This is a genomic window from Streptomyces sp. col6 (assembly GCF_008042035.1).
In the GTDB taxonomy this organism is placed as follows: domain Bacteria; phylum Actinomycetota; class Actinomycetes; order Streptomycetales; family Streptomycetaceae; genus Streptomyces.
Genome location: NZ_RDBL01000031.1, coordinates 10,085 through 22,336 on the forward strand (window position 1 = coordinate 10,085; position 12,252 = coordinate 22,336).

The 12,252-nt window shown below is 73.4% G+C and carries 8 protein-coding genes and 1 riboswitch; of the genes, 6 read left to right on the forward strand and 2 right to left on the reverse strand.

The features are described 5' to 3' along the window. The 3 genes from EAO73_RS34575 to EAO73_RS34585 all read left to right on the forward strand — a co-directional run. On the forward strand, nucleotides 1-601 hold a 601-nt coding region (locus EAO73_RS34575; protein WP_224756577.1), incomplete at its 5' end, for a ricin-type beta-trefoil lectin domain protein. Nucleotides 602-727: 126 nt separating this feature from the next. Further along, on the forward strand, nucleotides 728-3,223 hold the full coding sequence (locus EAO73_RS34580) for a SpaA isopeptide-forming pilin-related protein (RefSeq protein WP_147975490.1): 2,496 nt from the start codon (nucleotides 728-730) through the stop codon (nucleotides 3,221-3,223). Nucleotides 3,224-3,323: 100 nt separating this feature from the next. Beyond that, on the forward strand, nucleotides 3,324-4,019 hold the full coding sequence (locus EAO73_RS34585; protein WP_147975491.1) for a L,D-transpeptidase: 696 nt from the start codon (nucleotides 3,324-3,326) through the stop codon (nucleotides 4,017-4,019). A gap of 10 nt (nucleotides 4,020-4,029) precedes the next feature. On the opposite strand, the gene cobN is transcribed toward EAO73_RS34585, so the two are convergent. Further along, a complete protein-coding gene (gene cobN / locus EAO73_RS34590) occupies nucleotides 4,030-7,689 on the reverse strand; it encodes a cobaltochelatase subunit CobN (RefSeq protein WP_147975517.1) in 3,660 nt (1,219 codons plus the stop codon). Between the two features lie 66 nt (nucleotides 7,690-7,755). Next, nucleotides 7,756-7,910, reverse strand: a riboswitch (cobalamin riboswitch). 38 nt (nucleotides 7,911-7,948) lie between these two features. Here cobN and cobG point away from each other — a divergent pair. Genes cobG through EAO73_RS34605 form a run of 3 tightly spaced genes read left to right on the forward strand, consistent with a single transcriptional unit; the run spans nucleotide 7,949 to nucleotide 11,511 of the window. Beyond that, nucleotides 7,949-9,322: a precorrin-3B synthase gene (gene cobG / locus EAO73_RS34595; RefSeq protein ID WP_147975492.1), complete on the forward strand. Its 1,374-nt coding sequence runs from the start codon at nucleotides 7,949-7,951 to the stop codon at nucleotides 9,320-9,322. A gap of 57 nt (nucleotides 9,323-9,379) precedes the next feature. Beyond that, a complete protein-coding gene (locus EAO73_RS34600; RefSeq protein ID WP_147975493.1) occupies nucleotides 9,380-10,006 on the forward strand; it encodes a precorrin-8X methylmutase in 627 nt (208 codons plus the stop codon). Further along, nucleotides 10,003-11,511, forward strand: coding sequence for a precorrin-2 C(20)-methyltransferase (locus EAO73_RS34605; protein ID WP_147975494.1), 1,509 nt, complete (start codon nucleotides 10,003-10,005; stop codon nucleotides 11,509-11,511). The genes EAO73_RS34600 and EAO73_RS34605 overlap by 4 nt, the downstream gene beginning before the upstream one ends. Here the strand turns inward: EAO73_RS34605 and EAO73_RS34610 are convergent. Then, nucleotides 11,496-12,245 (reverse strand): cobalt-precorrin-6A reductase, encoded by a 750-nt coding sequence (locus EAO73_RS34610; protein WP_147975495.1) that lies wholly within the window; start codon nucleotides 12,243-12,245, stop codon nucleotides 11,496-11,498. The genes EAO73_RS34605 and EAO73_RS34610 overlap by 16 nt on opposite strands. Between the last annotated feature and the right edge of the window lie 7 nt (nucleotides 12,246-12,252).

Consider the following 12,252-nt stretch of genomic DNA (forward strand, 5'->3'; position numbering starts at 1 on the left):
CCCCAACCAGACCTGGTACAGCGGGGATTACCCGATCGTGTGGACCAACCGCGGGTACCGGATGGTCTACAACAACTTCGGCCACAACGCGATGGACTACGCGACGAACACCGCCCTGTCGTCCACCTTCGCGAGCGCCCAGCAGAACCGGCTCCTGCTCCAGGAGATCGCCTGGGCCGCCGGGCAGGACGGCGGCCCGGTCACCCCGCCCGACGACTCCACCGGCCGGATCACCGGCTACGGCGGCAAGTGCGTCGACGTGGCGGGCGCGAGCTCCGCCAACGGCGCGGCCGTCCAGCTCTACGACTGCAACGGCACCGACGCCCAGCGCTGGACGGCCGGCGGCGACAGCACACTGAAGGCGCTCGGCAAGTGCCTGGACATCACCGCCGCGGGAACCGCGAACGGCACCAAGGTCCAGTTGTACGACTGCAACGGCTCCGGGGCGCAGGTCTGGCAGCACCGGAGCAGCGGGGAACTGTTCAACCCCGCGTCCGGCAAGTGCCTCGACGCGACCGGGCCAAGCTCGGCCAACGGCACCCGGCTCCAGATCTGGACCTGCTACGCCGCCGCCAACCAGCAGTGGACGCTTCCGGCCTGACCCGGGGACGGAGGGGCGGGCCCGGCCGGGCCCGCCCCTCCGTCCGGGTGACCCCTTCCCGCTGGACAGCGCAACGCCTCGTGTCGCGCGCGCGGGGGCGGCGTCCGGGCAGCTCACGATGCCGCCATGAAACCCACGCCCAAACGTTTCGCCGCGTTGCGCTCACGCGCCCGCACCACCGGCGCCGCGTGCGCCGTCCTGGCGACCGTCGTCCCCGCCTTCACCCTCGGCCTCGGCGCCGCGCCGGCCGCCGCCGCGACCTTGCCCGGCGGGCTCGGGCCGTGTGTGCCGGGCGACTGCCCCGACCCGTTCCCCGACGTCAACAACGGACCGATCGCCGGCCGGGACGACGGCATCAACATCTTCGTGGGCGACGACTTCCTCGTACGGGGGCGGGCGGCGGAGGCCGAGGGCCGGGTCGTCGTGCTCGACGACTTCGACCAGAACAAGGACACGCAAGCGGGCGGGCTGTACAACCTCGGGATCGTCGGGGTCGGGTCGCGTGTCGCGCCGCCCGTCGACTCGGACTTCCTGACCGCCGGCGGGGACGTGACCATCGCGTCCGGACAGACCCTGGACACGACGGGCGGCCTCCTCGACGAGGAGGGCACCGTGCGTTACGCGGGCACGCTGACCGGGACCGTCACCGGGACGACCGTCCAGGACGACGACGCGACGGCCCCGTACGTGGGCCTGCGCGACGAGCTGACGGCGGCCAGCCAGTGCTACGCGCGGCCGGACGGCACGACCCGGACGGCCACCGGGACCGCGGTCAACGAGGGCTACCGGACGCTGTTCACCGGCGACGGGACGTCGAGCCTCCAGGTCTTCAACGTCGACTTCGACCTGGTCAACCCGAACTCCCCCAACGGGAGCCAGTCGATCGAGTTCGCGGGCATCCCCGACGACGCGACGATCCTGGTCAACGTGGTCGGCGAGAACCGGGTCATCAACACCACCAGCGGGAGCGACACGCTGGGCCAGTACCGCGAGCGGCTGCTGTGGAACCTGCCCGACGCCACCACGGCGTCCTTCGTGGGGTCCGGGCAGTTCCAGGGCAGCGTCCTGGTGGGCGAGCAGGCGTCCATGACCACGGTGAGCCTGCCCGGTATGAACGGCAGGTTCTTCACCACCGGCTCGCTCACCCACACCAGCGACAACGCCGGGGTGGAGTTCCACGCCTACCCGTTCGACGGCGACCTCCCGGACTGCGCCGGTCCGCAGCCGGTGACCGGCGCGGTGAGCGTGCTGAAGACCGATGCGGAGACCGGTGACCCGCTGGCCGGGGCCGACTTCGAGCTGTGGCGCGAGACCAACGGCGTCGACGGCCTCCAGACCGACGGCACCGACCCGGACACCCACGTCTCCGACTGCACCACCCCCGCGAACGGCGTCTGCACCGACACCACGACCGTGGGCACGTACTACTGGCGCGAGACCGAAGCCCCGGACGGCTACGACCTCCCCGACCCCAACGTCTTCGGCCCGCTGGTCCTGACCGAGGACAACGCGGACCAGGGCGTCCAGGTCGAGGCCGTCAACAGCCAGACTCCCGTACCGCCGGTGACCGGTGAGGTCCGCGTACGCAAGACCGACTCCGACACCGGTGATCCGCTGGCCGGGGCCGACTTCGAGCTGTGGCGCGAGACCAACGGCGTCGACGGCCTCCAGACCGACGGCACCGACCCGGACACCCACGTCTCCGACTGCACGACCCCCGCGAACGGCGTCTGCACCGCGACGACGATCCCCGGCACCTACTACTGGCTCGAGACCGAAGCCCCGGACGGCTACGACCTCCCCGACCCCAACGTCTTCGGACCCCTCACCCTCACCGAGGACAACGCCGAGGACGGCGTCCAGGCCGAGGCCGTCAACACCAAGACCCCCGTCCCGCCCGTGACCGGTGAGGTCCGCGTATACAAGACCGACGCCGAGACCGGTGACCCGCTCGCCGGTGCCGACTTCGAGCTGTGGCGCGAGAGCAACAACACGCCCGGCCTTCAGACGATCGGCATCAACCCCGACACCCACGTCTCCGACTGCACCACCCCGGCGAACGGTGTCTGCTCCGACACCACGACCCCGGGCACGTACTACTGGCGCGAGACCGCGGCCCCGGACGGCTACGAGCTGCCCGACCCCAACGTCTTCGGGCCGCTGGTCCTGACCGAGGACAACGCCGAGGACGGCGTCCAGGTCGAGGCCGTCAACAGCCAGACTCCCGTACCGCCCGTGACCGGTTCGCTCACGCTGGACAAGACGGACGCGAAGAACGGTCAGCCGCTGCCCGGCGCCGTCTTCGAGCTGTGGCGCGAGAGCAACGACGTGCCGGGGCTCCAGACGACCGGGGGCAACCCGGACACCCTGGCCGACGCGGGCTGCTCGACCGACCAGGACGGGCAGTGCACGTTCGACGACCTGCCGCTCGGTGAGTACTACCTCCGCGAGATCGCCGTCCCGGAGGGCTACGTCCTGCCGGCGAACCCCGTCTCGGGTCCGTACGAGGTGACGGAGGAGAACAGCGAGGAGGGCGTCACCGTGGAGCTGGCCAACCACCGCGGTGAGCCGTGCAAGGGCAAGGACTGCAAGGACGACACGCACAAGGCCGTACGCGGCTGACGCGATCACCCGCCCGGCCGCCCAGGCGTGGGCGGCCGGGCTTTTCCGCTGATTGGCTCGGCAGTACACCGTTCCCGTTGATCCCGCAGGAGGTCCGGCCGTGTCCCGTCCCCACCGCCTCATCGGTGCCGCAGTCGCCACGGCGGCCATGGCGCTGCTGTGCACCGCCGCGCCTTCGGCCGCCTCCCCCGGCCGCGACACCGCGTGCACCGCGCCGGCCGGCCCGTACCAGCGGCAGCTGGAGAAGCACCTCGGGCTGCCCGTGGACGGGCGTCAGTCCGACGCCGACTGCCGGGCCATCCGGTCCTTCCAGACCGAGCGGGGCCGCCCGCACCTCGACGGGCTCGCCGACCTCGGCACGTACCGGGCGATGCTCGTCGTCGAGGCCACGCCGGACCCGAACGCCGCCGGGAACTGCCCGGTCGAGACCGGCCGGGTCACCTGCGTCGACATGGACCGCCAACTGCTGTGGGTGCAGAAGGGGAAGAAGGTCGTGTTCGGCCCCGTCCCCATCCGTACGGGCCGTGACGCCGAGGAGACGCGGCCCGGCCGGCACACCATCTACTGGCGTGACCGCGACCACGTCTCCGACATCTACGACGACGCCCCCATGCCGTACTCGCAGTTCTTCGACGGCGGCCAGGCGCTCCACGGACACCCCGGCGACCTCTACGACGGCGGCGGCTCGGCGGGCTGCGTCAACCTCACCGTGGACGACGCGGCGAGGCTGTGGGACCTGCTCGCGCTCGACGACGTCGTCTACGTATGGGGTGTGAAGCCCGGCACCGGCGACTGAGGCCGGTGGCTCAGTCCTCGCCCTCCAGTTTTCCTTCCGTTTCCAGGAAGACCTGGCGCAGCGCTTCGAGCACCGCCGGGTCGGGCTTGGCCCACATGCCGCGCGACTCGGCCTCCAGCAGGCGTTCCGCGATGCCGTGCAGGGCCCACGGGTTGGCCTGTTCGAGGAAGGCGCGGTTGGTGGGGTCCAGGACGTAGGTCTCGGTGAGCTTGTCGTACATCCAGTCCGCGACCACGCCCGTCGTGGCGTCGTACCCGAAGAGGTAGTCGACGGTCGCGGCGAGCTCGAAGGCCCCCTTGTAACCGTGGCGGCGCATCGCCTCGATCCACTTCGGGTTGACGACGCGGGCGCGGAAGACGCGGGAGGTCTCCTCGGTCAGCGTCCGGGTGCGGACCGTCTCGGGGCGGGTCGAGTCCCCGATGTACGCCTCCGGGGCCTTGCCCTTCAGCGCGCGGACCGTGGCGACCATGCCGCCGTGGTACTGGAAGTAGTCGTCGGAGTCCGCGATGTCGTGCTCGCGGGTGTCGGTGTTCTTCGCCGCCACCGCGATGCGCTTGTACGCGGTCTCCATCTCCTCCCGGGCCGGGCAGCCGTCCAGGTCACGGCCGTAGGCGTAGCCGCCCCAGGTCGTGTAGACCTCGGCGAGGTCGGCGTCGGTGCGCCAGTCGCGGGAGTCGATGAGCTGGAGCAGCCCGGCGCCGTACGTGCCGGGGCGGGAGCCGAAGATACGGGTGGTGGCGCGGCGTTCGTCGCCGTGCGCGGCCAGGTCCGCCTGGGTGTGCGCCCGTACGTGGTTGAGCTCGGCCGGTTCGTCGAGGGAGGCGGCCAGCCGGACCGCGTCGTCGAGCAGGCCGATGGTGTGCGGGAACGCGTCGCGGAAGAAGCCGCTGATGCGGAGGGTGACGTCGATCCTGGGGCGGCCCAGCTCCTCGGCCGGGATCGCCTCCAGGCCGGTGACGCGGCGTGAGGCGTCGTCCCAGACCGGGCGGATACCGAGCAGGGCGAAGGCCTCGGCCACGTCGTCGCCGGCGGTGCGCATGGCGCTCGTACCCCAGAGGGAGAGGCCGACGGAGACCGGCCAGTCGCCGTTGTCCTCGCGGTAGCGGTTGAGCAGCGAGTCGGCGAGGGCCTGGCCGGTCTCCCAGGCGAGGCGGGAGGGGACGGCCTTGGGGTCGACGGAGTAGAAGTTGCGGCCGGTCGGAAGCACGTTGACCAGGCCCCGGAGGGGCGAGCCGGAGGGGCCTGCGGGGACGAAGCGCCCGTTCAGGGCGTGGACGCAGTGGTCCAGTTCGTCGGTGGTCCTGGCCAGGCGGGGGGCGACCTCTTCGGCGGCGAAGTCGAGGATCGCCGCGACAGGATCAAGCCCCTGCGGCGATTGAGCAGCGGGGTCCGGGGCGGAGCCCCGTGCCGACGGACCGGGAACGGACTGGGCGACCGCCGCCACGGCCGAGCGCTCCCAGTTCGCGTCCTCCATCGCCTGGACCAGGGCGCGCGCCTGGTCCTCCACCGTGTCCGCGTCCGTGCGGGTCGCCGCAGACTCGTCCAGGCCCAGCGCCTCGCGCAGGCCCGGCAGGGACGCCTTGCCGCCCCAGATCTGGCGGGCGCGGAGGATCGCGAGGACCAGGTTGACGCGGGCGGAGCCCGTCGGCGCGGCGCCCAGGACGTGGAGGCCGTCGCGGATCTGGACGTCCTTGATCTCGCAGAGCCAGCCGTCGAGATGCATGATGAAGTCGTCGAAGCCCTCGTCCTCGGGGCGTCCTTCGATCCCCAGGTCGTGGTCGAGCTTCGCGGCCTGGATCAGGGTCCAGATCTGGGCGCGGATCGCCGGCAGCTTGGCCGGGTCCATCGCGGCGATCTGGGCGTGCTCGTCCAGGAGTTGTTCGAGGCGGGCGATGTCCCCGTAGCTGTCGGCGCGGGCCATCGGCGGCACCAGGTGGTCCACGAGCGTGGCGTGCACCCGGCGCTTGGCCTGGGTGCCCTCCCCCGGGTCGTTGACGAGGAACGGGTAGACCAGCGGGAGGTCGCCGAGCGCCGCGTCCGGGCCGCAGGCGGCGGACAGGCCCGCGTTCTTGCCGGGCAGCCACTCCAGGTTGCCGTGCTTGCCGAGGTGGATCATCGCGTCGGCGCCGAAGCCGTTGTCCTCGGCGCGGGCGGCGATCCAGCGGTAGGCGGCCAGGTAGTGGTGCGAGGGCGGCAGATCGGGGTCGTGGTAGATCGCGATCGGGTTCTCGCCGAAGCCGCGCGGCGGCTGGATGAGGATGAGGAGGTTGCCCCGGCGCAGTGCGGCCAGGACGATGTCGCCCTCCGGGTTTCGGGAGCGGTCCACGAACATCTCGCCGGGCGGCGGGCCCCAGTGCTCCTCGACGCCCTCGCGGAGTTCGGCGGGCAGCGTGGCGTACCAGCGGCGGTAGTCGGCGGCCGGGATACGGACCGGGTTGCGGGCGAGCTGTTCCTCGGTGAGCCATTCCTGGTCGTGGCCGCCCGCCTCGATCAGGGCGTAGATCAGCTCGTCGCCGTCGCCGGACGCGAGACCGGGGACCTCCTCGTCGCCGAAGTCGTAGCCCTCCTCGCGCAGCCGGCGCAGCAGGGCGACCGCGCTGGCGGGGGTGTCGAGTCCGACGGCGTTGCCGATACGGGAGTGCTTGGTCGGGTACGCGGACAGGACGAGCGCGAGGCGCTTCTCGGCGTTCGGGATGTGGCGCAGCCGGGCGTGGCGGACGGCGATGCCGGCGACGCGGGCGGCGCGCTCGTCGTCGGCGACGTAGGAGGGCAGGCCGTCCTCGTCGATCTCCTTGAAGGAGAACGGGACGGTGATCAGGCGGCCGTCGAACTCGGGGACGGCGATCTGGCTCGCGGCGTCCAGCGGGGAGACGCCCTCGTCGTTGTCCTGCCAGTCGGTGTGGGAGCTGGTGAGGCAGAGCGCCTGGAGGATCGGGACGTCGAGCGCGGTGAGGGCGCCCGCGTCCCAGGACTCGTCGTCGCCGCCGGCCGACGCCTCGGCGGGCCGGGTGCCGCCCGCCGCGAGGACGGTGGTCACGATCGCGTCGGCGGACCGCAGGGTCTCGATGAGTCCGGGTTCGGGGGTGCGCAGCGAGGCCACGTACAGCGGGAGGGCGCGGGCGCCCTGGGCCTCGACGGCGCGGCACAACGTCTCGATGAACGCGGTGTTGCCGCTCATGTGGTGGGCGCGGTAGTAGAGCACCGCGACCGTGGGGGCGCCGTCCTCGGTCTCGCGGGGTGTGCGCTCCAGCGGGCCCCAGGAGGGTGCGGCGGCGGGCGGTTCGAAGCCGTGGCCGGTGAGCAGGACGGTGTCGGACAGGAACCGGGCGAGCTGGTCCAGGTTGGCCGGGCCGCCGTGCGCCAGGTAGGCGTGGGCCTCGGCGGCGATCCCGATGGGCACGGTGGAGGCGGCCATCAGCTGCGCGTCGGGGGCCTGTTCGCCGGTGAGGACCACGACGGGGCGTCCGGTGGCGAGGACTTGGTCGAGGCCGTCCTGCCAGGCGCGGACACCGCCGAGGAGGCGTACGACGACGAGGTCGGTGCCGTCCAGCAGCGCGGGCAGGTCCTGGAGCGGGAGCCGGGAGGGGTTCGCGTACCGGTAGCTGACCGGTCCGTCGGAGGCGCGGGCGCTGAGCAGGTCGGTGTCGGACGTCGACAGGAGCAGGATCATGCGGCGTCTGGCCTTCCTCGGGGTGTCCACGCCCCGGGCGGTGTCGAGAGCTCCCCTGCCCGGACCTGCCGAACGTGCGGGGAAGGGAGTTCCTGACTCGCCCGGTCCGGGTGGGACCAAGCTCACAGTGGCGGGACCGCGCCGGATTCGCACCGGGCTTCCTCCCCTGTCGCCGTCTGTGGCGACGACGGACCCGGAGGTCCGTCACTGGGCATAGTAAGGGCCCGGGGGCGACGATGGGTCATACGGATCGGATGAGATGGTCGGTATGCTCGCCGCCATGCCTCCCCCAGCCCCCCGTTTCGCGCAGCCCGGTGACGCCCGTTTCCGGGCTCGTGGCGACGCCTGTCCCGGTGCGCTGCGGCTCCACCGGGCGGACGACGGGGCGTTGGCGCGGGTCCGGGTGCCCGGTGGCGTGCTGACCTGGGAGCAGGCGGACGGCCTGCGGGAGTTGGCCGGCCGGCTGGGCGATGGTGAGCTGTATCTCACTTCGCGCGGCAATGTGCAGCTGCGCGGGCTGGGTGCGGAGTGCGGGAGTGAACTGGCCTCCCGGATGTACGAAATGGGGCTTTTGCCCTCTGAACGGCATGAGCGGGTCCGCAATGTGGTGGCCTCCCCGCTGTCCGGGCTCGACGGTCTCGGTGCGCGCGACGTCCGCCCGTGGCTGACCGCGCTGGACACGCTGGTGTGCGCGAGCGAGGAGGCGGCCGGGCTGTCGGGCCGGTTCCTGTTCGCGCTCGACGACGGACGCGGCGATGTGGACGCGCTGGGCGCGGACGTGACGCTGCGGGCGCGGGGCGACGGGGACGCGGAGCTGCGGATCGGGGCGCTGGAGTCGGTGGCGCTGGTTCCGGCGGACGAGGCGCCGGGTGCCGCGCTGCTCGCGGCGGTGGTGTTCCTGGAGGCGGCGGGCGGTTCCGGTGGCGCCTCGGGTTCCCGTAGCGCTTCCGGTTCCGGTGCGTGGCGGGTGGCGGAGCTGGCGGACGGCGGTGCGTCGTTGTTCGACGAGGTCGTACGGCGGTTGCGTGCCGCCGGGCCGCCCGTCGCCCTCGGGACCGTGCCGGTGCCGGGCGGCGCTCCCCCGGCGCTCGGTGTGGTGGCCGGCCCCGGCGACACGGACGCGCTGTCCGTCGGGCTGCCGCTCGGACGGGCGGACGCGGTGCGATGGCGGGCGCTGACGGATCTCGCCCGGGACCACGGCGCCGGCGAACTGCGGCTCACCCCATGGCGCGGAGTCGTCGTGCCCGGCGTCCGGCGGAACCGGGCGCCCGGAGCGCTCGACGCGCTGGAGGCCGTTGGCCTGGTCACCGGGGACCGCTCGCCGTGGACCGGCGTGGGCGCCTGCGTCGGGCGGCCCGGATGCGCCAAGTCCCTGGCCGATGTGCAGGGTGACGCGGCGGCGGCCCTGCCCGTCGCGCCGCGCGCGGACGCCCTGCCGGTCCACTGGTCCGGATGCGAACGGCGGTGCGGCCACCCCCGCGGTGAGTGGGTCGACGTCGTCGCCGGCCCGGACGGCGGCTACCGGGTCTCCGTCGTACGGGACGGCGGCCGGACCGGGGAGTCGGAGCACGTCACCGGTGACCCCGCCGCGCTGGCCACCGCCGTGGCGACGGCCCGCACTCCCCGTACCTGATTGCCTCCCCCTGCTTTTCTGCCCGACCCCCCGCCCGATGAAGAGAGCGACACCACTGTGCACGAGTACGAGAAGGACGGACCGGCCATCTATCGCCAGTCCTTCGCCACCATCCGGGCGGAGGCGGATCTCGCCGGCCTGCCCGCGGACGTGAGCCAGGTCGCGGTCCGGATGATCCACGCCTGCGGCATGGTCGACCTCGTACGCGACATCGGCTACACCCCCGACGCGGTCGCCCGTGCCCGCGCCGCGCTGCGGGCCGGCGCGCCCATCCTGTGCGACGTGGCCATGGTCGCCAGCGGTGTCACCCGCAAGCGGCTGCCCGCCGACAACGAGGTGGTGTGCACCCTGTCCGACCCGGCCGTCCCCGGGCTCGCGGCGGAGCTGGGCACGACCCGGTCGGCGGCGGCCCTGGAGCTGTGGCGGGACCGCCTCGACGGCGCGGTCGTCGCCGTCGGGAACGCGCCGACCGCCCTGTTCCGGCTGCTCGAAATGATCGAGGAGGGGGCCCCGCGCCCGGCGGCGGTCATCGGGGTGCCGGTCGGCTTCGTCGGCGCCGCCGAGTCCAAGGACGCCCTGGCAGCCCACCCGTCCGGGCTCGACCACCTGATCGTGCGCGGCCGGCGCGGCGGGAGCGCCATCGCCGCCGCCGCGCTCAACGCCATCGCCAGCGAGGAAGAGTGACCGTGAGCGAGCAGAAGACGGGACGGCTGTACGGGGTCGGTCTCGGCCCCGGCGACCCGAACCTGATGACCCTGCGCGCGGTGGAGGTCATCGCCGGGGCGGACGTCGTCGCGTACCACAGTGCGCGGCACGGCCGGTCGATCGCCCGGTCCATCGCGGCGAAGCACCTGCGCGCCGACCACATCGAGGAGGCCCTGGTCTACCCCGTCACGACGGAGACCACGGACCACCCGGGCGGCTACCGGGGCGCGATGGAGGACTTCTACACCGAGGCGGCGGCCCGGCTCGCCGTTCACCTGGACGCGGGGCGCACGGTCGCCGTGCTCGCCGAGGGCGACCCGATGTTCTACGGCTCGTACATGCACATGCACAAGCGGCTGGCCGACCGTTACCCCACCGAGGTGATCCCCGGGGTCACCTCGGTCAGCGCCGCCGCCGCGCGGCTCGGCACCCCGCTCGCGGAGGGCGAGGAGGTCCTGACGATCCTGCCCGGCACCCTGCCGGAGGAGGAGCTGACGGCCAGGCTGGCCGCGACCGACGCGGCCGTGGTGATGAAGCTCGGCCGCACCTTCCCCGCCGTGCGCCGCGCGTTCGAGGCGTCGGGCCGGCTGCCCGAGGCCCGCTATGTCGAGCGCGCCACGATGGCGGGCGAGCGGCTGGGCGACCTCGCGGACACGGACGCGGACTCGGTGCCGTACTTCGCGGTCGCCGTCCTGCCGAGCCGGATCGACGCCCGCCCCGAACGGGCCCCGGGCGACGGCGAGGTGGCGGTCGTCGGCACGGGTCCGGCGGGACCGCTGTGGCTGACGCCCGAGACGCGCGGGGCGCTGGCCGCCGCCGACGATCTGGTCGGCTACACCACGTATCTGGACCGGGTGCCGGTCCGGCCGGGGCAGATACGGCACGGCTCGGACAACAAGGTGGAGTCGGAGCGGGCGGAGTTCGCGCTCGACCTGGCCCGGCGCGGGCGGCGGGTGGCCGTGGTGTCCGGCGGCGACCCGGGGGTCTTCGCCATGGCGACGGCCGTCCTCGAAGTGGCGTCGCAGGACGCGTACGCGGACGTGCCGGTGCGGGTGCTGCCCGGGGTGACGGCGGCCAACGCGGCGGCGGCCCGCGCGGGGGCGCCGCTGGGCCACGACTACGCGACGATCTCGCTCTCGGACCGGCTCAAGCCGTGGGAGGTCATCGCGGAGCGGCTGCGGGCCGCCGCGTCGGCGGACCTGGTGCTGGCGCTCTACAACCCCGGCTCCCGCAGCCGGACCTGGCAGGTCGGCAAGGCGCGGGACCTGCTCCTCGAACACCGCTCGCCGGACACGCCCGTGGTCCTCGGCCGGGACGTCGGCGGACCGGACGAGAGCGTACGGACCGTGCGCCTGGCCGACCTCGATCCGGCCGAGGTGGACATGCGCACGATCCTCGTCGTCGGCTCCTCGCAGACCCGGTGGGAGCGGCGGGGCGACGGACGGCAGATCGTGTGGACGCCGCGCCGCTACCCGGAGAACTGATCCGTCAGCCAGGCCAGGGCCTCCTCCGGGCTGCCGGCCACCGCACCCCCCTCGGGGACCGGTGGCCGGCGGACCACGACGACGGGGATGCCGGCCTCGCGGGCGGCGTCCAGCTTGGGGGCGGTGGCGGCGCCGCCGCTGTCCTTGGTGACGAGGACGTCGATCCGGTGGCGGCGGATCAGCTCGCGCTCCCCTTCGAGGGTGAAGGGGCCCCGGTCGAGCAGGGTCTCCATCCGGGCCGGGTACGGCGGTTCCGGGGCGTCCACGGACCGCATCAGGAACCACAGGCCGTCCAGGCCCGCGAAGGCGGCGAGCCCCATCCGCCCGGTGGTGAGGAAGACGCGCCGCCCCAGTGCGGGCAGCGCGTCGGCCGCCTCGGCCAGGGAGCCGACCGGGTGCCAGTCGTCGCCGTCCCCGGGCACCCAGCCGGGCCGGCGCAGCATCAGCAGAGGAACATGGGCGGCGGCAGCGGCGCGGGCCGCGTTGAAGGTCATCGTCCCGGCGAAAGGATGGGTGGCGTCGATGAGCGCGCGCACCCGGTGCGAGCGGAGCCAGTCCGCGAGCCCGTCGGCTCCTCCGAAGCCCCCGACCCGGACCTCCCCCGGCGGGAGCTTCGGCCGGGCCACCCGGCCGGCCAGCGAGCTGGTGACCGTGCTCCCGGCGGGCAGCCGGGCCACCAGCAGCTCGGCGAGCCGGCGGGCCTCCGTCGTCCCGCCCAGAATCAGTACGTGCACGGGGACC